Genomic DNA, 22,749 nt, shown 5'->3' on the forward strand with positions numbered 1-22,749 from the left:
ACACTGCTTGTAAGACGTATGCTGAAGTGATTGGTAACATCCAACGCGATGCTAACTCTGCTCGTAAATACTGGCACTTCATCAAGCTCATGGGTCGCTCTGCCTCTCACATCGCTCTCGAGTGCGCACTCCAAGTGCAACCCAACGTGTGCTTGATTTCTGAAGAAGTGGAAGCTAAGGAACAAAGCCTCGACGACGTAGTGACCTACATCGCTGAAGTAGTGGCTAAGCGCGCTGCTGCTGGCAACAACTTCGGTACGGTGCTCATCCCCGAAGGTCTCATCGAGTTCATTCCTTCTTTGAAGAAGCTCATCGCTGAACTCAACGACCTCCTCTCTACTCCCGAAGCTGCTCAAGTGGAAGCTGCCGACCAACGTGCATGGGTGCTCAGCCGTCTTTCTGCTGAAAACGCAGCTATCTACGCTTCTCTCCCCGAAGGTGTGGCTAAGCAACTCACTGCTGAACGTGACCCCCACGGCAACGTACAAGTTTCTCTCATCGAAACTGAAAAGCTCCTCTCTGAAATGGTGGCTGAAAAGCTCGCTGCATGGAAGAAGGAAGGCAAATACACTGGCAAGTTTGCTGCTCTCCACCACTTCTTCGGTTACGAAGGTCGTTGCGCAGCTCCTTCCAACTTCGATGCTGACTACTGCTACGCTCTCGGTGCTTCTGCTGCTCAGCTCGTAGCTAACGGCAAGACTGGCTACATGGCGATCGTGAAGAACACCACTGCTCCTGCTGCTGAATGGGTGGCTGGCGGTGTGCCCATCACTATGATGATGAACATGGAGCGTCGTCACGGCGAAATGAAGCCCGTTATCCGCAAGGCTCTTGTTGAACTCGACGGTGCACCCTTCAAGACCTTCGCTGCACAACGCGAAGCATGGGCTGAACAAACTGCCTTCGTTTATCCTGGTCCTATCCAATACTGGGGTCCCACGGAAGTTTGCGACCAATGCACCAAGACGCTCGCGCTCGAACAAGCGAAATAATCAGCGTCTGCATCGCATAAGACATTGACTCAACCAGGGGTGCAAGCGCAAGTTTGCACCCCTCGTTTTCTGCTCTATTCATGACTCAAAAGAAACGCTCCTCCACTCCTCCCAAAAAGAGACGTCGCTCCTCGCGCAACAGCAAGCAGAGCACCATCACTTGGGCTGAACGCTCCTTTGGACACGGCTACAAACGCGTGTTCTGGATTGGTCTTATCATTGCGGCAGGGGTGTATCTTTTCGTTACCTACAAATACATCGTTGCCCCTACGTCCAACTTGTGGCAGGGGCTCTTTGGCACCACCAAATATCCCGAAGAATATGCCGTGAGAGGCATCGACATCAGTCGCTATCAAAGTGAGATAGACTGGGAAAAGGTGGCAGCTGCCAAGATTGACCAACAACCCATTCGCTTCGTCATTGCCAAAGCCACCGAAGGGAAGGAGCATGTGGACAAGAATTTCAACGACAACTTCTACCAAATCGGGCAATACGACTTCATTCGCGGTGCCTACCACTTTTTTTCTCCCCTCGTTTCGGGCGATGTGCAGGCGAAGCATTATCTCAAGCAAGTACATCTCGAACCAGGTGATTTAGCTCCTGTGCTCGACGTGGAAAGCATCGGCACACTCTCTGCAGAACAACTGCGCAGTGAAGTGGCTGAGTGGCTCAACATCGTGGAAAAGCACTACAACACCACGCCTATCATCTACACGGGACTAAAGTTTAAGGAGAAATATCTCAACACACCTACCTTCGATCGCTATCATTTTTGGATAGCGCACTACTACGTGAAACAATTGTCCTACAAGGGCAAATGGAAGTTTTGGCAATTCACCGATCGTGGTAAGATTGATGGCATCTCTGGCGATGTGGATTTGAATGTCTACAACGGCTCTTCCTACGATCTGCAACAACTCACCATCGGTGAGCAAGAACCAGAGGATACGGAGAAACAATAACGCTTTCGCCTTGCTCTTTCATGGCATCTCATGCTTTTTATTTAGGCAGCTTCTAAGGGGGCTGCTTATGCTGTATAAGCTCCGAGAAACTCCCCAAAACGTGGGATATTTTCTGAAAAACATGGGAGATTTTCCCAAAAACGTGGGACTTTTTCCGAAAAACGTCGGAGATTATCTAGTGCCATCTAAAAATTACATCCAGAGTTGCTCCAAAAGGCACAAGAGTTGCTCCAAAAGGCACCAGGGTTTTTCTCAAAAGCACAAGAATTGTTCCAAAAGGCACCAGAGTTGTTCACAAAGGCAATGGTCAAAAACGCGTGGTAACCCTGCCCTTCTCTTTCTGAAATAATAAAGATTGTATTTACCAGCATTTTTTAACGCGGATTTTATCACTTTCGCCTCATTTCCTTCCATATATAATAGGGGGCTTTTCCAAAAAATGGAAGCTATTCTCCATGTTGAGCCAGTTTTGCAATAAAGCACGTAACTTATTGACATGCACGATATTCCATCGCTTTTTAGTCTAAACACTAGCAAAACACACGAAAAACACGCCAAAACCCACGTAACTTATTGACATGCACGATATTCCATCACTTTTCAATCTAAACACTAGTAAAACACACGAAAAACAAGCCAAAAGCCACGTAACTTATTGAAATGCACGATATTCCATCACTTTTTAGTCAAAAGACCAAGAAAAACACTTGGAATATCTTCATTTGCAGGAACTTGCAACACTTTTCCTCGCGTACGTACGCGCGCGCTAAACAAACAAACAAACAAACAAACAAACGAACAAACAAACGAACAAAAAGAGAAATAGAGAAAAGACAGAGAACGTGGCAAGCCCGTTCATCTGCCCCTCCTCCCTCCTCAACTATCGCAGAGCTGTGAATGTTGATAATTGTAAATTCTTCGAAGACGAAGATTTCGTCTTTAGTACGAAGGCTATTCCCTAGGATGGGACAAGCACAGCAAAAGGCAGAACAAGTTGACAATCGTCGTCAAAAATGAGATTTGATGCAAAAAATGCCGTTATAGGGTGAGATAAGTCTGGAAAATGTAGCGTACTTGACGAATATTTTGTAACTTTGTCGCAGCGACATAGCACAACGGGAGCACCCGAAAAGGCAGAAGATTGCCTAGAAAAACAACCTTTTGCTATCGTTTGTCGCTTTTCATTCCTTCTGAATCATCAAAATCATCACTAATGAAACGAATACTGCTACTCTTTGTCGCCCTCTTCGCATTGGGGGCATCGGCTTGCACCAACCTGCTCGTGGGCAAGAAGGCTTCCAAAAACGGTGAAGCCTACCTCACCTATAGTGCCGACTCCTACGGCATGTACGGACGTCTGTTGCACTATCCTGCTGGCACTCACGCTCCTGGCACAATGCGACGCATTGTCGATGGCGACACGCAGAAATATCTGGGCGAAATCCCCGAAGCTCCCGTGACCTACAACGTGGTGGGCAACATCAACGAACATCAAGTGGCTATCACCGAAACCACCTTTGGCGGACGTCATGAACTTGCGCCAAAGAACCCAATGGGAGGCATCGACTACGTGTCGCTCATGGCACTCGGTTTGCAGCGTGCTAAGACCGCTCGCGAAGCCATCAAGGTGATGACCGACCTCGTGGCACGTCATGGCTATTCGTCAGAAGGCGAATCGTTCTCCATTGCCGACCCCAACGAGGTGTGGATCATGGAGATGATTGGTAAGGGCGATGAAAAGAAAGGTGCAGTGTGGGTGGCAGTACGCATCCCTGACGACTGCATCAGTGCTCACGCCAACCAAAGCCGCATCCACAAGTTTGACCTGAAGGACAAGAAAAACGTGATGTACGCCAAAGACGTGATCAAGTTTGCTCGCGAAAAGGGCTACTTCTCAGGCAAAGATGCCGACTTCTCCTTCTCTGCAGCCTACTCTCCTGCCGACTTCGGTAGCCAGCGTTTCTGCGATGCACGTGCTTGGTCGCTCTTCAACCACTTCGTGGACGGCATGGACAAATATGTGGACTTCGTAGACGGCAAGCACATCGGCACCAGCGAAGTGATGCCTCTCTATTTCAAACCCAAGGCTCCCCTGGAACTCTCTGACGTGATGCGCGCAATGCGCGACCACTACGAAGGCACGCCTTTCGACATCACCACCAACGCTGGTGCTGGCACCAATGGCGCACCTTATCGTCCCTCTCCCCTCACGTGGGAATACAAGGGCAAAAAGTATTTCAACGAACGTCCTGTGTCTACCCACCAAGCTAGTTTCGTGGTTGTGGCACAGTTGCGTGGCAACCTCCCCAACCCCGTGGGTGGCGTGCTGTGGTTTGCCAACGACGAAGCCAACACCACTCCGTTTGTGCCCATCTACTGCTCCTTGACCAAGGTGCCCGAATGCTTCGCAGACGCCACTGCCAACGACCACACTTTCTCGTGGAAGAGCGCTTTCTGGCTCTGCAACTGGGTGTCTAACATGGTGTATCCTCGCTACGACCAACTCTACCCCACCGTGGCAAAGCGTCGCGACAACCTGGAAGACTATATGCTCACCGCTCAAAAGGCTGCAGATGCTTCTCTCCTTCACACCTTGCAGACTAATCCTAGCGAATTGGCAAACGAAGTCAACGGCTATGCACAAGACTGGGCGAACACTTTGATGACCGACTGGAAGGCATTGGGCGAATATCTCGTGATGAAATTCAACGACCAAGTGGTGAAAAAGGAAACACGTGATGGCAAATGGGAGCTCACTCCTGATGGCATCTGCGTGGCGCCCGAACGTCCTGGTTATCCCGAACAATATCGCGGTATCCTCATTCGCGAGACCGGAGATAAGTATCTCGTTCCCGAAACGAAATAATCGAAAAACAGGCAAGAAGTTTAGCCTATCACTTGCCGAATCACAACAATGGGTGGGGTTGTGTCAAAACTCAGAGCGTGATGCTTGACAAAGTTTTGACACAACTCCTGCCATTTCACCTCATCATCCGCAAGAACTTATGAACGCTTTTGCTCCACACGATTTCACTGACAAGCGCCTCATCGCAGAGTTTGGATTTGATGCCCAAGAAATCGCACAAGCTACGCTCGATTTGGCAGCCGAAGAGATTGGTCTGAAAGACTGGACTCCTACTGCCGAAGACATCACGGCGTTTGAACGTGTGCACGAACTCGAATCGCTCAACGAAGAGATGTTGAAGACGGACAACTTCCGCAATTTGCTCGTTTCGCAAGCTGCGGACATGCGCGTGGTGCTCTTGCTCATAGCAGGTTGTGTGGTGATGATGCGTCGCGTGAAAGACACGGAAGCGAAAGCAGCACAGCGCAGACTCGCCATAGAAGCGGCACACATCTACGCACCTTTGGCGCACAAACTCGGACTCTACAAACTGAAGTCGGAGTTGGAAGATCTGTCTCTCAAATATCTGGAGACGGAGGCGTACTACATGATCAAGGAGGCGCTCAATGCTACCAAGAAATCGCGCGAGGCCTACATCGAAAACTTCCTTGCGCCTATCCACCAGATGCTGCAAGAAGCTGGACTGCGCTACCACATGAAAGGGCGCACGAAGAGCATCCACTCCATCTGGCAAAAGATGAAGAAGCAAAAGTGCGGATTTGAAAAGGTGTATGACCTCTTTGCCATTCGCATCATCTTAGACTCTGCCCCCGCAAAGGAAGTGGCGGAGTGCTGGAAGGTGTTTTCGCTCATCACCAACAAGTATGAGTCGAACCTCAAACGCCTTCGCGACTGGGTGACCGTGCCCAAGAGCAATGGTTATGAGAGTCTACACGTCACTGTGCTAGGTCCCGAAAACAAGTGGGTGGAGGTGCAAATTCGCACGGAGCGCATGGACGAAGTGGCTGAGCATGGTCTTGCCGCTCACTGGAGATACAAGGGCGTGAAGAGCAGCGAAGGCGGCGTGGACTCGTGGTTGGCTGGCATCCGTACGGCACTCGAGGAAGGACGCGACCCACATGTGGACGACAATGAGGGATTGAAGGAAAATTCCATCTACGTGTTTACCCCCAAAGGCGACTTGTTCAAACTGCCCGTGGGCAGCACGGTGCTCGACTTTGCCTACCTCATCCACTCCAAAGTGGGCAACCGCTGCGTGGGAGGCATCGTGGATGGCAAAAACGTGCCATTGCGCCAAGTGCTCACCAGCGGACAACGCGTGGAGGTGCTCCTGTCGAACAACCAACAACCTCGCATGGAATGGCTCAACATCGTGGTGTCGGGACATGCGAAGTCAAAGATTCGCCAATCGCTCCGTGAAATTAAGAGTCGCGACAGTGCGATGGGCAAGGAGGTGCTGGAGCGCAAACTCAAAAACCGCAAGTTGGAGTGGGACGAAAGCATCCTCAATCAGCTCATCAAGAAGTTGTACTACAAGGAAGCAGGCGATTTCTTTGCCGACATCCTCGAAAATAAGATAGACCTCAACGCTACGCTCGACACGTATGTGGAGTTGCAGAAGCGCGAGGCTGGTGTGGCTGAGCGTGCCGAGGCGAAGAGTGCCGAAGAGTTCAACTTCCGCGAGGTGGTAGAGCCCATCACAGGTGCTTCTGACGATGTGCTTGTGATTGATCGCAATCTCAAAGGCGTGGAATTTCAAATGGCACGCTGCTGCCACCCCGTCTATGGCGACGACGTCTTTGGTTTTGTGTCGGTGTCGGGTGGAATCAAAATTCACCGCGAAACATGCCCCAATGCGCACGACATGCGCTCGCGTTTCCCCTATCGCATCGTCAAAGCACGATGGGCAGGCAAAGGCGGCAGCACCTACCCCATCACGCTGCATGTGGTGGGACAAGATGATCTGGGCATCGTGAACAACATCACCTCCATCATCTCCAAAGAAGAACACATCATGCTGCGCAACATCTCCATCGAGAGCAACGATGGGTTGTTCTACGGCGAACTCACGGTGCTGGTGGACGATACCACACAACTCAACGTGCTCATCAAAAAACTCCGCACCGTGCGCGGTGTCAAAGCGGTGAGCCGCTAGTTGGGGGCTTTGTGTCAAGAGAAAGCCCGAAGGTCATTAGAACGTAAAAGTGGTACTCGTTATAGAAAAGATAGTTTCCTATCATCTTTCTATTTTTTGTTGGCATCTTGTCGCTCCTTCGTGCTCGAGGCAGCGCGCTATGCCTTCGAGCCACAACAAACCTTCTGCGCAACAAACCCCAAAAACTATTCAGGTTCTAAGGACCTTTTGGGATAAAAAGGCAGTTAACCGAAAGAAAAATAAGGCACGTGCTTTGTCTTATGCGATATTTTCGGGGTAGAATGATGGATTCTTCCTCGAAATTTCGTATCTTCGCAACCACGTTTTTTTAAGCCCAAACGAGATACTCACAAATTCATCAACTCAACATAGCAAAAACGACCAAAAAAGTTTGGAGAATTGCTGAAGTTGAGTTATATTTGCAGCAACGAAAAATAATCAAATATCATAAGCAATATGGAACAAGTAAAAAGAGTGTACACTTTTGGTAACGGACAGGCTGAAGGTGATGCTACTATGCGCGACCTCCTCGGCGGTAAAGGTGCCAACCTTGCAGAAATGAACAAGATTGGTGTGCCCGTTCCTCCAGGATTCACCATCACCACCGACACCTGTAACGACTATTATAAAGTAGGTCAAGAAGAGATTATTCGTCAGCTCACCGACCAAGTGAATGCGGCTATCGCTACTACTGAAGCAAGCATGAACAGCAAGTTTGGCGATCCCACCAATCCTCTCTTGCTTTCTGTACGTTCTGGTGCTCGTGCTTCAATGCCTGGTATGATGGACACCATCCTCAACCTCGGTTTGAACGACACCGTAGCTGAAGGTCTTGTAGCTAAGACGGGTAACCCTCACTTCGTTTACGACTCTTATCGCCGTTTCGTGCAAATGTATGGTGATGTCGTGCTCGGCATGAAGCCCGAAAACAAGGAGGACATCGATCCATTTGAAGCCATCATCGAAGAGGTGAAGGCCATCCGTGGCATCCACCTCGATAAGGATCTCACTGTAGAAGAACTCAAGGACCTCGTAGAGCTTTTCAAGAAGGCTATCAAAGACAACACGGGTCACGACTTCCCCACTGATCCTAAAGAACAACTCTGGGGCGCTGTGTGCGCTGTGTTCCGCAGCTGGATGAACGAACGCGCTATTCTCTATCGTAAGATGGAAAGCATTCCCGACGAATGGGGTACGGCTGTGAACGTACAAGCCATGGTGTTCGGTAACATGGGCGAAACTTCTGCTACTGGTGTATGCTTCAGCCGTGATGCTGGTAACGGTGAAAACCTCTTCAACGGTGAGTATCTCGTTAACGCACAAGGTGAAGACGTGGTGGCTGGTATCCGCACTCCACAACAAATCACCAAAATCGGCGCTCAACGCTGGGCTGAACGCGCTGGTATCAGCGAGGAAGAACGCGTAGCTAAATATCCTTCTATGGAAGAGGCTATGCCCGAAATCTATGCTGAACTCGATGCGCTCCAAAACAAGCTCGAACAGCACTACCGCGACATGCAAGACATGGAGTTCACCGTACAAGAAGGCAAACTCTGGTTCTTGCAAACTCGTAATGGTAAGCGCACTGGTACCGCTATGGTGAAGATCGCCATCGACCTCCTTCACGAAGGTATGATCGACGAAAAGACCGTCATCAAGCGTTGCGAACCCAACAAACTCGATGAGCTCCTCCACCCTGTCTTCAACAAGAAGGCATTGGCTGGTGCACACGAAATCACCCGCGGTCTTCCTGCTTCTCCTGGTGCAGCTTGCGGTCAAATCGTCTTCCACGCTGACGATGCTGAAGCATGGCACGAAGCAGGTAAGAAGGTCATCATGGTGCGCATCGAAACTTCTCCCGAAGACCTCGCTGGTATGGCAGCCGCAGAAGGTATCCTCACCGCTCGTGGTGGTATGACCTCTCACGCTGCTGTTGTGGCTCGTGGTATGGGTAAGTGCTGTGTGTCTGGTGCTGGTGGCATCGTGGTAGACTACAAGGCTCGCACCCTCACTGTAGACGGCGTGACTTTGAAGGAAGGTGATTTCATCTCCTTGAATGGTACTACCGGTTGCGTATATGCTGGTGAAATCCAAACTGAAGCTGCTGAACTCAGCGGTGACTTCTCAGAATTGATGGACCTCTGCAGCAAGTATGCTAAGCTCCAAGTGCGCACTAACGCTGACACTCCTCAAGATGCAAAAGTGGCTCGCGATTTCGGTGCTGTAGGTATCGGTCTTTGCCGCACTGAGCACATGTTCTTCGAAGCTGAGAAGATTGTTGCTATGCGCGAAATGATCTTGAGCGAAACCGCTGAAGGTCGCGAAAAGGCATTGGCAAAGATCCTTCCTTACCAAAAAGCTGACTTCCTCGGCATCTTCCGCGCTATGGATGGTTGCCCCGTGAATGTTCGTCTCCTCGATCCCCCTCTCCACGAATTCGTACCCCATGATCAAGCTGGTCAAGAGGAAATGGCAAAGGCTATGGGCGTGACTGTAGAATACATCCGCCAACGTGTCAACAGCCTCGTAGAAGCTAACCCCATGCTCGGTCATCGTGGTTGCCGTCTCGGTAACACCTACCCCGAAATCACTGCTATGCAGACTCGCGCCATCCTCGGTGCTGCTGTAGAGCTGAAGAAGGAAGGTCTCGATCCTCATCCCGAAATCATGGTGCCTCTCACGGGTATCCTCTATGAGTTTGAAAACCAAGAGAAGGTGATTCGCGACACTGCAGCTGCTCTCTTCGCAGAAGAGGGTATGAGCGTAGACTACAAAGTGGGTACGATGATTGAAATCCCCCGTGCTGCTTTGACAGCTAACCGCATCGCTACTCGCGCTGAATACTTCTCATTCGGTACCAACGACCTCACGCAGATGACCTTCGGTTATTCTCGTGACGATATCGCTAGCTTCCTCCCCGTTTATCTCGAGAAGAAGATTTTGAAGGTAGACCCCTTCCAAGTGCTCGACCAAAACGGCGTAGGTCAGCTCGTGCAAATGGCGGTAGAAAAGGGCCGTGCTGTACGTCCCGAACTCAAGTGCGGTATCTGCGGTGAACATGGTGGTGAACCTAGCTCTGTGAAGTTCTGCCACCGCGTAGGTCTCAACTATGTGAGCTGCTCACCTTTCCGTGTGCCCATCGCTCGTCTCGCTGCTGCCCAAGCTGCTGTCGAAGAACTCTAGTCGAAAAATCTAGGCAAAGAAGTCTAGATCAGAAAGTCTAGAATACCATACTCTATCGAAGCATTCCATCGAATGTCTTTGATGAAGACCATAACATCACTTCATCCGCCTCGAAAGAGGTGGATGAAGTTTTTTTGTAGCTGTTCAAGAATCACTAGCAGTATTTTCTGACTTGTTAAACCCAAATTGGTCATTAGAGCGTAAGGGTACCAGCCTGCAATTTGACCTATACGTCGAATCTTACTACGAAAAGCCACAAATTCTTTCCAATGTTTGCAAGATTGGAAAGAATTGACAGGATGCAAAAGACAAATATGACCTATGGAATCGCAGAATAGTAGGACTAACAACCTATTATTTGTCGTTCTGTGGGGAGTGCAACAACTATATGTTCGAGCGATTAGAAAGTAGTTTATCGCCATCATCAAGAAACTAGATGAATTTAGGCAAAGAAAAAGACCATAGATAAAGACTCAGCCACCCAAAAAGAAAGCAAGCCCCAAGGTTCTTGTTGTGGTTAATCACACACAAACAAGAACAATGGGGCTTACTGTGAAACATAGTATAGAAAGTATTTGGATGACGCCCATCGCCTGCACTAAGTCTGACAGAACAGTGAGGAGAAAGTGCAGACCTACGCAGAAGTCTTAATCTGGCTGGGCAACATAGAGTAAGAAAGTGCCCTTAGCATGCACGGCAATCTCGGGACGAGTGGCAACGTTGAGGGTGCCCTGCCAGAGTTTAGTGAAATCATAGAGGGGATATTGCAAGCCCTCGGCAGAGAAATAGCTTGCGCCAAAATTCCAAATGGAGATTTCCTGCCCCACATCCACCGTCAGACGCTTGGTGTCGCAGCAAGGATAGAAGGTGCCAAAGTCGCTCACCATGATCACCTCACGGTGTTCCTCAGCATAGTCCATGAGCAAAGCCAGATTTGCCAAGGCATGGTCTTCACGCTTGCCCGTAGCCCCGAGAATCACATACTCATCACGACGCCCCAACTTGAGACAGTGGTGAAAAGTCTTGGAGAGATCATTGGTCTCCTGTTCGGCAATGCGCACGATGCGATCAGCAAAAGAAGTTGCCACTTCGGGAGCTATCGAATCGCCATCGCCCACAATGACATCAGGATGGAAGCCCGCAGCCACACAAGCATTGGCAGCGCCATCGCAACAAGCGATGAAATCTGCCTCACGCAGGTATTGCAAGGCACGCTCTGTCGTAGGAAAGAGCCCAGAAGCAAGAATTACGGTCATAACTAGTCAACGCTAGAAGGTAAGAAAAAGAGTACAAAGAAAATAGCCACTAGTCCATGTGCTATGCTGCCACCTGTTGTTGCTGGTGGAGCTTTCTCCACTCCAGCCAACCCACCACAGACATCACGAGATAGAGGAAAAAGAGACCAGCCCAGAAATAATTGAGTTGCAGCACATACATCCCCACATAGCCCAGATTCACGACGATCCAAATGAGCCAATGCTCCATATATTTGCGAGAAATGAGCCACATCCCAGTGCAACTTAAGGCGGTGGCAAAGGCATCGAGCAACGGAGTTTGCGGCACTGCCACTGAAATGCCAAGGAAGGAATCCCCCAGCAACTGCTGCACATGTCTTAAAAAGCCGTAGAACAACAACAGTAATAGTGTAGAAATCAGCAATAAGGGAAGATATTTCCGGCGCGGTGTTGTATAAATGAGAAACACACCTTCTTCGGTCACCTCCTCGTGCTTGAAGAAGATGGCTTGCACTGCGACGAGCAGATAATAAACAAAAAGCCCAGCCGTGGCAAAGTTGCCTTGCACAAAATTGACATAGATAAATGGCAAGGCATTGAGCGCAGAGGCTACCCAAAACTTCGGACTTGCTTTGTATTGTAAATAGACATAAGGGATGCCCAAAAGCGTGCCCAAGAGCACCAGTGCGCCATTCACCACATTGTCGGGCGAAAAGAAGAGGAGAAATTCAGAAAAGCTGGTCATATCTTAGAGACGAAAAAGAAAACGACTGCCACTTGTCACTATCATCGACAGCAACAAGTGGCAGTGCGTCAGACAATTCGCGTGCCATATCAGGAAATCCTTGCCGTGGCGTGCGAGAACCTGACGGCACTAACAGAGGGCTACTAGAACTTCAAGGAGAGATTGACCATGAAGTTGCGCCCCGCCATGGGATAGAAGCGAGGATCGCTCATGATTTCGTTGGTAGCACTCAAATAGGATTGTGAGTATCCGTTGGTTTCATACATCGTGTCGAGGAGGTTATACACGGTGCCTCCCACGGTGATTTCCTTGAAACCACGGAGTTTGAAGGTGTAGCTTGCATTGAGGTGCGACACAAAGTAGGCATCGAGCGAGTTTTCCTTCATTTCCAGGTTGTCGAGATATTGACTGCCCACATATTGTGAGGTCAAACTAGCGGCAAATCCTTTGTAGTTGTAGGCAAGAATGCTATTCGCCACGACAGCTGGAGAGAAAGAAATCGTGGTACTACTCTTGGTGGGCAGAGCCACAGACTTTTCCCAGTTGGCATCGGGAAGATAAGGCGTGTAGTCCTTGATTTTATTCTCGCTCAACGACACATTGATGTCCCAGCGGAAGTGCTGACTGGGCTTCCAAGCACCAGCCAACTCCACACCCATGCGGTAGCTCTTCGCCACATTTTCAGACACCGCTTCGCCAATGTCGTTCAAACGTCCATTGAGCACAAACTGGTTCTTGTAGTCCATGAAATAACCACCCACGGAGGCTTCCCAAGTGCGGTTAGCGATGCGATAGCCCACCTCATAGTCCATGAGACGCTCCGCCAGAGGAGAGTGCGCATTGTCAAACTCCTTCTCGTAGTTGTTGCGCGTTGGTTCGCGATGCGCCACACTCAGCGAAGCATAAGCCTGCTGGTTGGGAGCGATGAGCCAAGTGGCACCCACTTTGGGGTTGAAGAAGTGGAACTCCTCGTTGGTGTCGTGCACCGCCTTCTTGTCCGACGTACCGTCGATGCGGTAATCGATGTTGCGATATTGGAGGTCGGCAAAGAGGTTGAGCTGATTGAAGAGCTTATAATTGGCACGTGCAAAGATGTTGTAGTCCAACTTCTTACCCGTGTTGTCGTAATATCTACGCTTCGTGTCGAGCGTGCCCACATAGTCCTTCACCCAATGCACTTCACCAAAGTGGTCATTGTTGAAGTAGTTGAGCGCTTGTCCGAAAGTGAAATCAAAACCACCATCCTTGTATTCCAAAGAAGTGATGGCACCGCCGAAGTTGCCTTCAAGGTTCTTGCGACGCACGATGTCAGTCTTCGCGATTTCTTTGCCATTGAGCAAGAAAGGCTTCAGTCCGAAACTCTTCAGTTTCTTGTTGTTTTTATATTCTTCGTAGTAACCAAAGCCATAGGTGTAGTGCAAAGCTGCGTTGAAATTCCAATGCTCGTCGATGCGCTGCGTGAGCAGAGCTTGAGCGTGCTGTTGGAAATAGTAGTCAATCTGATTATCATAGAATGACTTTGTGGCATTGATGTATCCGTTAGGGTTGTAGGTGCGGTTGGTCTTGAGCTGCTCACGGCTGATACCATCCCACGCATGGTAGGTGCGCTCCTTACCACCGAAGGCGATGAGCTTCAAAGTCGTTCCTTCGTTGATGTAAGCCAACTGAGCGAAATAGGAACCCAGGCGAGCAGAACTGCGGTCGCGATAGCCTTCGGAAGAGAGGTAAGACAGACGGGCATCAAAAGTCCAATGATTGGCAAACAAACCCGTACCAGCCTTCACTGTGTTTTTGGTGGTATTGAACGATCCAAACGAACCAGCATACAAGGCATAAGGCGATGCACTCAAGCGGTCGGTGGTCATGTTCACACTCGCGCCAAAAGCAGCCGCACCATTGGTGGAGGTGCCCACACCGCGTTGGAGCTGAATGTCATTGACCGACGACACCAAGTCGGGCGTGTCCACCCAATAGAAGGTGTGCGCCTCAGGGTCGTTGAGGGGAATGCCGTTGTTGGTCACATTGATGCGCTCGCCCACGGTGCCACGCACGCGCAAGCTGGTGTAGCCAATGCCAGTGCCGGCATCGGATGTAGTCACCACATTGGGAAGAGTGGAAAGAAGGAAGGGGATGTCTTGCCCGAAATTCACCTTTTCAATCGCTTTTTTGTCGAGGTTTGAAAAGGCGAGAGGGGTTTTGTTGGTAGCACGATTGGTCACTACTTGAGCTTCGCCCAAATGTTTCGTGCGAGTGGTATCCGCCTTTTGGGCAGATGCCACTAAAGCTGCCGCAAAGCAGCTCAGGAGAATGGTTTTTCTCATTAGAAACTATTTTAATTACTACGCCGGCATTATCCGGTTCAGTTTATAAGGGTGTATTCTCAGCTCCATAGTTATCGGGGCACCCCCTTAAAATCGGCTGCAAAGGTAGCGATTTATTTCGAGATGAGGGGAGAATACACCCACATTCTACCCTTTTCTGTGATTTTCAAGGCGTGAATGCCTTTTCTTTCTCGAAAAATAGTAACTTTGTGGCAACCTTTTAACCCAAATCGGATCATTAGATCCTGAACAGATTTTATTGGTTTGTTGAGCAGATTGTTTATCGTTGGCTCGAAGGCGTAGCGGGCTACGGCGAGAACGAACGAAAGACAAGATGCCAACAAGAAAAAAAAGAGGTCAGGAAGTAATCTTTTCCATTACCAGTAGCGCTTTTACGGTCTAATGACCGATTGGGGTTTAAGCTAGAGGTCCTAGCACGATTTCCAAGGTGTAATCATGCACTGCGCCTGCTGAAATGATGTTTTTCACACACTGCAAACCGATATCTTCTCTATGAAAAAGAATACACCTTCTTCTACTCGCACCCAACAAGGGTGGCTCGCTCTCGCCATGGCACTGGTGCTCGTGGCAGCGGTGAAAATATGGATACTTCCCCTTTTTTCTTCCTCCGCCCCCACAAAGGCTGTGTCCACTTCCCCAGCAGAACAACAGGAAATTGTGGCATTTGAGCAACAGCGGTTGCGCGATTCGCTGGCGCGTGTGGAGAAATGGGCAGCTGAACGCAAAGCACGACAATGGGCACGCGAGGAGCGCGAACGTGCCTACCAAGCGCAGCATGCCCAATGGGAAGCGGAGAAAGCTGCACGCGCGGCACAGCGTGCGGCGCAACAAGCACGCTACGACAGCCTCGTGCGCAGCCGTCCGCAAAAGCTCGCCAAAGGAGCGCAGCTGGATGCTAATGCTGCCGACACTACGCAGTGGCAGCGAGTGCCTGGGGTGGGACGTGCCTACGCCCAAGCCATCGTGCGCTATCGACAACGACTTGGTGGCTTCGTCTCCACCGCACAACTTCACGACATCGACCGATTGCCCCACGACATCGACCGCTATGTCACTCTTGCTCCCCACCCCACAGTTCACCGCATCGCTGTGAATCGTGCCACCTTCAAAGAACTTCTGCAGCATCCTTATCTCAACTACGAACAGGTAAAAGCCATCGTGCACCACCGCCAACGCATCGGACCCTTGCGCGACTGGGACGACCTGCGCGGAAATGCCGCCTTCACCGATAAGGATTTCGAGCGACTACAACCTTATTTTTCTTTTTGAAATCACTCGATTTTAAGCATTTATATTTTTCTGGTTGGACATGAGCCGTTTCACAACCAACTTTTTCTGTGTCATACCTCTTTACTAAAAACATCATTACTCTTTATAAACTCCCCATTCCGCTTAATTACTTGCTTCATTTCTCTGAACGATACATTTCGTGCTTGCGCTCAATGAAGTACAGAACAAAGAAAGTACATTGAAATCTCACCCTTCAGCACGAACAATCAATCCATCTAAAAACACCTTCACGATTGCACAGCCACGAATGTCGGACATTTCCGAAAAAATCTCCGACATTTCTCAGAAAATCTCCCACGTTTTTGGAAAAAACTCCCACGTTTTTCCGAAAACGTCCGACTTTTTTGTCCCTACATCGCCTTAGTTTTCTGAAAAGCTAATTTCCGCCGAAATATCCCACTAATGTTGAGCAATAAAAAGATGCGAAGACGAAATAGAAATTTCTGACATCCGAATCGCTCACCACCTTGATTATGGTGACAATGACGAAAACCTATTTTATAAGGTAAAGGAAGTTGCGAAAATAAATGCGAAAAGAAAAGGATATAAAAACATAAAAAACTATCAACAACAGGATTTAAACAGCACCTCCCTAAAATAGAAATAGTTTTCTTACGAATATCTCTTTCCAGATTACGCATCATCCTTTTGGAAATCTCCAAAATGCCTGATTTCAAACATCGGAAAATCGCGCACAAGAAGATGAACAAAGATTACCAGAAATCATTTTTCGCACGTTTGCACAACCACAAAATTGAGCAAAGATGCAAATAGTTTCCCAGCAAACCAAATTTCTTTATAGACACTTTAATGTATAGTATGACAACCACAACTAGAAATCTATGTTAAAATCATCGATAAGATAAATATTCAAAAGTATTAGAATAGGTTTCTTGCATTAAATACACTATTTTTGCAGGTATGAAAAAGAGTACCATTTGGAGCATTGCTATTGCCATGGGTATTGCACTTCTTGCACTCATTGGCACGCAGTTCTACTATCTAAGGGAGATGGTGGAATCGCGCCAGAAGCAGTTTGACGAAAATGTCAAACGCGCCCTATATCAAGCGGCTCGCAATTTGGAACTCCAAGAGGTGCAAAACAATCTCGAAAAGGAATTACTAGCCAACGAGAGCATGCACCGCCAACAGATGGCTGCAGCTGAAACTGCAGAGGCGCTCAAGAGAGCAGATGCCGACAGCGACGTCACCGTCAACGGTGCCACCTACCCCACTCCGATTCGCTTGTCGGAAAATGCTCCGCTCTCCTCGATGATGAGCGAGAAGACGCGACAAAAGCTGCTACACCAGAAAGAACTACTCAATGAGGTGATCTATAAGAGCCTCTATTTGCCCGAAGACCGACCATTAGAACAGCGCATCCGTCGAACGGACGTGGACAATGCCCTCAAAACAGAACTTCAACACAACGGCATTGACCTGCGCAAGGTGGGCTATCACTTCCAAGTGCTCACAGTCGATGGCAGAGAAGTGGAACGCTGCCCCGACTTTCACACATCAGCCGATGAGGCGGTCTATCGGGAACCCATCTTCGAGCATGGATCACCAGCGCACATGGGATTTCTGAAAGTGCGATTCCCTGGAGCCAACGATTATGTCAGAAGTTCCATCAAGTTTGCGCTACCCTCCATCATCTTCAGCATCTTGGTGCTGGGCATCTTCATCTTCACCATCTACAGTTTCTTCCGACAAAAGAGACTCTCGCAGATGAAGACGGATTTCATCAACAACATGACCCACGAGCTCAAGACACCCATCGCCTCGATTTCGCTGGTTTCGCAAATGTTGTCAGACGAGAGCGTGCAATTCAGCGAAGCCTCTTTGCGACGCAACTACAAGGTTATTGCCGACGAGACCAAGCGTTTGCGCTTGCTGGTGGAAAAAGTGCTGCAACTCTCCATGTTTGACAACGCGCAAGCTGCCAATTTCAAGTTTGACGAACTTGATGCCGATGTCGTGGTGGCAGAAGTGGCATCAACCTTCCAACTAAAGGTGGAAGCGGCAGGGGGAGAGTTGGAAACCCAACTCGAAGCAGAAGACCCTATCATTTTGGCGGACTCCATGCACTTCACCAACTTGATCAACAATCTCCTCGAAAATGCCCTTAAATACAGTCGCCCCGACGTTGCCCCTCACTTGGTGGTGAGCACGCGCAACGAAGGAAAGGCGCTGAAAATAAGTATTTCTGATAACGGACTAGGTATTAAGAAAGAGAATCTGAAACGCATTTTCGAACGATTCTACCGCGTACACACGGGTAATGTGCACAATGTGCGCGGCGTGGGCATCGGACTTGCTTATGTGGCAGGCGTGGTGAAAGCCCACAACGGAACCATCACCGTGGACAGCGAATATGGCAAAGGCACCACCTTCACCATTACCATCCCACTGCTCAGCCCCTAAACCTCTTGGGGCACGCTAGACGGAGCGCAAACTTCGTGCTTGTCAATACAAAAACTTACACTCGCAACTACAATTTAAATTCAACTGGTGGACAAAGACTCCACCCTGTGACCTCTATGTCACAACACACTCGCATTTATTCACCAAATTAAAACCATACGACTATGACACTGGACGGAAAAATGAGAATCCTGCTTTGTGAGGACGACGAAAACCTCGGTATGCTCCTCCGCGAATATCTTCAAGCCAAGGGCTACGACACCGTGCTGTGCAGCGACGGTGAAGAAGGCTATCGCGAATTCTTGCGTAGCAAATACAATCTTTGCGTCTTCGACGTAATGATGCCCAAGAAAGACGGCTTCACCTTGGCGAAGGAAATCCGCATGACCAACTCAGAAGTGCCCATCGTGTTCTTGACTGCCAAAACGCTCAAGGAAGATGTCTTTGAAGGCTTCAAGATTGGTGCAGACGACTACCTCACTAAGCCCTTCTCTATGGAAGAATTGACCTTCCGCATTGAAGCAATCTTGCGCCGCGTGCGTGGAAAGCGCAACCGCGAACGCACACAATACCAAATTGGCTCTTTCTTCTTCGATGCCCAAAAGCAAACCCTCACCCAAAATGGTGAAACCAAGAAGCTGACCACCAAGGAAAGCGAACTTCTCGGTTTGCTCTGCGCACACATGAACGAAATCTTGCAGCGCGACTACGCTCTCAAGAAGATTTGGATCGACGATAACTACTTCAACGCTCGCTCTATGGACGTTTATATCACTAAGCTCCGTAAGCACCTCACTGGCGATCCCGATGTGCAAATCATCAACATCCACGGTAAGGGCTACAAGCTCATCGCACCCGAAGTGGAAGAAGAAAACTAATTTCTCTCCTGATAAAGGTCTACTTTCTAGACGGAAAGTAAACAATAGCACGTAAAAGGCGGAAGTTCAACGACGAACTTCCGCCTTTTCTGCATCAAAATCAACAAAAAGATGAGTCGTCATGCAGAATGTAGCATTTCGACTGCTAAAAATGTCAACTCTACTTGCACAAATCAAGGATAATCATTACTTTTGCCTTTCAAAGGCTTGATGTAAGTTTCGCCACCATGCGATACAGCAGAACCATCATTGCTCTTTTTCTTTTGACAGCTCGTCAAAACCCGCAAACCAAATGTTGTTAAGACACAGACATGGCGCGACGCAACGCCCAGCATAGAGGTTTTCCTCAACATAATGGTGCCGAACTCCTGCTTGCTACGCGATGGTTGCTGATGGGTTATTGACACTGAGACATTTCGTTCGAAACAAACAACCCCATTTAATGAAATTTTCTGCTAAACTTCTCCTCTCCGCTTTCCTTCTCTCGGGAGCAGCGGTTCCCGTTTCGACCTTTGCCAACAAGGCAACAGTCGATGCGCTCTTGAAAAAGGGGGGCGTTTTTCGCTTGAAAAACCGCCGCTCGGGTTATTATGCCACGGTCAATGCCAGCAACAATGCAGTTACCGGTGCTACAAAGCGCACAGGTAAGAGTGCGTTTAGCCAGCTCTGGATCATCGCTCCTATGGGCGATCGCTTCACCCTGCGTAGTGCTCTCGATCTGAACTACCTCACCGAAAAACCTCATATCACAAAGAACGCGATGTTCCCCTTGAGCATCTTCTACAGTGGAGGCAATGCCAGTGAGAGTGCTTCGACCAACTATGTCACTATCTCGTGGACGAAAGAGCCAGAAAAGTATAAGGACATCAACTATAGCAACGCCGGCGATAAGACCAGTCTCAACGAAGACCCTAGCCACAACATGGCAGGTTGGCATGCAAACCGCAAAGGTACGCCAGACCAGGGTTCGGACTGGGAACTCGAAGCAGAACCTAGCATCACCGACGCTCAAATCCGTGAAAATGCTAGCAAAGTCATTGGTGCTAGTGAGCCAAAAGAAGGATGGTTCTTCCTCCGCAATATCGGTCTCAACCTAAATGCCGCTGGTAGTGTCACAACTCCTAGCATCACAGGTGCGCCACACGACGACAAAGACTACTCTCAAATCTGGTATCTCACCAATGTCAACGGTAAATACCAAATCCAAAATGCCCTCAACCAACGCTACATCATCAGCGTAGGTAGTTCGGCTAGTCAAAACTATCAGACGGGCGGCACGAAGTCTAGCTTCACTCCAAAATCTACTGGCAACCTTTATGTACCCTCATACTACATAAAAGACCAAGGTAGTGTAGGTTTCAACATCAATGGTGGCTCTAAGCTCCTCCTCAGCTGGTATGAAAACGATCCCGCCTCTGAGTGGTATTTCATCCCTGCCAAGGTGGATGAAGCGGAATTGGCAACCGCACGCACTCAAGGCGTGGAAGCTAAATTTTTGAACCAATACCGTACCAGCTACAACAACGTCCTCAAGAAGTTCTTCAACGATCTCGCTTTCACCGAACTGAAAGACGAATACAAATCGCTCACCGACGATCAGTTGAAAGCGGAGCTCAAGAAGGTTGGCACCACCGAATTCACAGGTAAGTCTGGTGCTCCCGAAGAATTCCCTGCAGTGCTCACCGACATGGTGCTCAAGGTGAAGAACAATTCTTGGTCTTACCGCGAAAAGGAATTCCGTTTCTACGACTATAAGCCCTACTCCGATCCCACCAAGTGGAATGAAGACCAATACGTGGGCACAGGTTATCAGTTCAGCCCTCAAACAGGTCCCACTGGTATCAGCGTGAAGCGTGGCGAACAGTTGTTGATTTTCGTTGGTGTCACCAGCATGAAGTCCAACACTAGCCTAAGAGCCATGATATGCAACAACATGGAAGTGAACGGAACCTCCTACGATTTGAAGGCTGGCTTCAACACCATCATCTCCGACGTCGAAGGTCATCTTTTCATCGACTATCGCATCACCAATCCTAGCGTGAAGTTGGCAGCTATTCCTTCACTCCCCATCCACATCGAAGGCGGACGTGTCAATGGCTACTTCGACATCACGCGCGGCCACACCAACAAGGATTTTGAAGAAATGGCTAAGAAGCTCTTCAAAGATCCCATCCTCCACATGAAGAACCAATACTATCAGTTCAACATGCACTTGGACGGTGTGAAGCAACAACACCAAGAAGGCATTCAAGGTTTGAAGGGCGGCTCTAGCTTCGTCTACGCAGACGGTGTAGCTGCCGGCATTCAGGGTGTACTCCAACGCTGGGATACCCTCGTGAAAGTGGAACACGACCTCATGGGTATCAATGAATATCTCGATCGCTTCAACTGCATGCTCTCGGCTTCTGCCTCTTCTACCGGCAACCCCTACGCTTCTACCTACGGTACTTACTATCCTGGCACAGGCGACTACCTCAACCAGGCAAAGTTTACCAAGGGCTGGGAAAACGACGAAGGTGCTCCCATCTGGGTTGTGGCTCACGAAACTGGTCACATCCATCAAAAGGCCATCAACATGGCGGGTGACACAGAAATGTCTGTGAACTTCTTCTCACAAGTGTACTCATGGTTCCGTGGTAGCAACGTGGGTCGTGGTCGTCCGCTCTCTAACCCCATTGAGTCTTTCCACAAAGGTCAGTTCCGCGATGAGTATGAGATTTGGATGCGCTCACGCTTGTATTTCCAACTCTGGCTGTACTATCAATTGCAAGGACACCATCCCAACTTCTTCCCCGAAGTGTTTGCACGTCTGCGCAAGACTCCTATGCGCTACTCCACCAACGCAAGCCAACCTATCAGCGGTCTTGAAAACTACCTCCGCTTTGCTATGGTTTGCTCCGATGTGGCACAAGAAGACCTCAGCGAGTTCTTCCAATTCTATGGCTTCTTCAAGCCTGTGAAGAACCACAACACCGGTGACTACCATGACAACTGGTTCACCACCACCCAAGCTGACATCAACAAAGCCATCGCTCACATGAAGCAATATCCCAAGGCTCACCCTGGTATCTTCTTCATCGACGAGCGTATTGAGAAACTTCCTGCCATCTATCCTGGTGCACCTAAGGGAGCTTTCCGTGTAGCGACTTCTCCCGACGCCACACCTGGCGATGCTAAGGAAGTAGGTGACGTTGGTTTCGTGTTGGATTACACCAACGACAACGAAGCTAAGGTCTACGAAACTAAGATCAGTGGCAACAACATCACCGTAGACCGCAAAAGCGGTAAGGGTGCTGTAGGCTTCAAGGTCTATGATCTCAAGGGCAATTTGGTGCGCGTATCCAACACATTCAGCTTCTCCATTCCTTCAGAACTCGTAAAGAATGGTTACTATATGACCATTGCTCACGGTAACGGTAAGGAGTCTATTGCTCTCGACCCCAACAACGTGGCTAAGAACTTCGTTTCTGAAAAACGCTTGCTCACCGGTGTTGCCACCATTACTGCCGACAAGGCTGAAAATACTGGCGAAGTTTACGACCTCACTGGCCGCAAAGTTGAAAAGACACAACACGGTGTCCTCATCCAAAATGGTAAGATTGTGGTGAAATAATCACCTGCACCATCCATTTATTGCATAAAGCGTCCTCGCGAATCAACATTTCGCGAGGACGCTT

12 protein-coding genes and 1 riboswitch are annotated in these 22,749 nt (G+C 49.2%); of the genes, 9 read left to right on the plus strand and 3 right to left on the minus strand.

Features of this window, described 5'->3' with window-relative positions; genetic code table 11:
* The 5 genes from BQ2633_RS03790 to ppdK form a co-directional block, all read left to right on the plus strand.
* Positions 1-992, plus strand: a 992-nt coding sequence (locus BQ2633_RS03790; RefSeq protein WP_141700216.1) for a diphosphate--fructose-6-phosphate 1-phosphotransferase, incomplete at its 5' end; no start/stop codon positions are given.
* An 80-nt stretch (positions 993-1,072) separates the two neighbouring features.
* Positions 1,073-1,954: a glycoside hydrolase family 25 protein gene (locus BQ2633_RS03795; protein WP_075565215.1), complete on the plus strand. Its 882-nt coding sequence runs from the start codon at positions 1,073-1,075 to the stop codon at positions 1,952-1,954.
* Positions 1,955-3,167: 1,213 nt separating this feature from the next.
* On the plus strand, positions 3,168-4,820 hold the full coding sequence (locus tag BQ2633_RS03800; protein WP_075565217.1) for a dipeptidase: 1,653 nt from the start codon (positions 3,168-3,170) through the stop codon (positions 4,818-4,820).
* 139 nt (positions 4,821-4,959) lie between these two features.
* Positions 4,960-6,975 (plus strand): RelA/SpoT family protein, encoded by a 2,016-nt coding sequence (locus BQ2633_RS03805; RefSeq protein ID WP_075565219.1) that lies wholly within the window; start codon positions 4,960-4,962, stop codon positions 6,973-6,975.
* Positions 6,976-7,431: 456 nt separating this feature from the next.
* The gene (gene ppdK / locus BQ2633_RS03815; protein ID WP_075565221.1) at positions 7,432-10,158 is read left to right on the plus strand and encodes a pyruvate, phosphate dikinase; all 2,727 of its coding nucleotides are present in this window, start codon (positions 7,432-7,434) and stop codon (positions 10,156-10,158) included.
* A 647-nt stretch (positions 10,159-10,805) separates the two neighbouring features.
* On the opposite strand, the gene BQ2633_RS03820 is transcribed toward ppdK, so the two are convergent.
* From BQ2633_RS03820 to BQ2633_RS03830, 3 genes are all read right to left on the minus strand, one after another.
* Positions 10,806-11,414 carry a thiamine diphosphokinase gene (locus tag BQ2633_RS03820; protein ID WP_075565222.1) on the minus strand — a complete coding sequence of 203 codons (609 nt, stop codon included), beginning with the start codon at positions 11,412-11,414 and terminating at the stop codon, positions 10,806-10,808.
* 61 nt (positions 11,415-11,475) lie between these two features.
* Positions 11,476-12,138 (minus strand): nicotinamide riboside transporter PnuC, encoded by a 663-nt coding sequence (gene pnuC / locus BQ2633_RS03825; RefSeq protein WP_075565223.1) that lies wholly within the window; start codon positions 12,136-12,138, stop codon positions 11,476-11,478.
* A gap of 143 nt (positions 12,139-12,281) precedes the next feature.
* Positions 12,282-14,459 (minus strand): TonB-dependent receptor, encoded by a 2,178-nt coding sequence (locus tag BQ2633_RS03830; RefSeq protein WP_075565224.1) that lies wholly within the window; start codon positions 14,457-14,459, stop codon positions 12,282-12,284.
* Positions 14,458-14,556, minus strand: a riboswitch (TPP riboswitch). It overlaps the preceding gene by 2 nt.
* Positions 14,557-14,972: 416 nt before the next feature.
* Between BQ2633_RS03830 and BQ2633_RS03835 the strand changes: the two genes are divergently transcribed.
* The 4 genes from BQ2633_RS03835 to BQ2633_RS03850 all read left to right on the plus strand — a co-directional run bounded on the left by BQ2633_RS03835 (position 14,973) and on the right by BQ2633_RS03850 (position 22,685).
* A complete protein-coding gene (locus BQ2633_RS03835; RefSeq protein WP_075565226.1) occupies positions 14,973-15,749 on the plus strand; it encodes a ComEA family DNA-binding protein in 777 nt (258 codons plus the stop codon).
* 942 nt (positions 15,750-16,691) lie between these two features.
* Complete coding sequence (locus BQ2633_RS03840; protein WP_075565228.1) at positions 16,692-18,194, plus strand: sensor histidine kinase; 1,503 nt, start codon at positions 16,692-16,694, stop codon at positions 18,192-18,194.
* Positions 18,195-18,364: 170 nt separating this feature from the next.
* Positions 18,365-19,072 carry a response regulator transcription factor RprY gene (gene rprY, locus BQ2633_RS03845; protein ID WP_075567176.1) on the plus strand — a complete coding sequence of 236 codons (708 nt, stop codon included), beginning with the start codon at positions 18,365-18,367 and terminating at the stop codon, positions 19,070-19,072.
* A 442-nt stretch (positions 19,073-19,514) separates the two neighbouring features.
* On the plus strand, positions 19,515-22,685 hold the full coding sequence (locus tag BQ2633_RS03850; RefSeq protein WP_075565230.1) for a M60 family metallopeptidase: 3,171 nt from the start codon (positions 19,515-19,517) through the stop codon (positions 22,683-22,685).
* Positions 22,686-22,749 lie beyond the last annotated feature (64 nt).

The sequence above is a fragment of the Ihuprevotella massiliensis genome, from assembly GCA_900095835.1.
Classification (GTDB): Bacteria; Bacteroidota; Bacteroidia; order Bacteroidales; family Bacteroidaceae; genus Alloprevotella; species Alloprevotella massiliensis.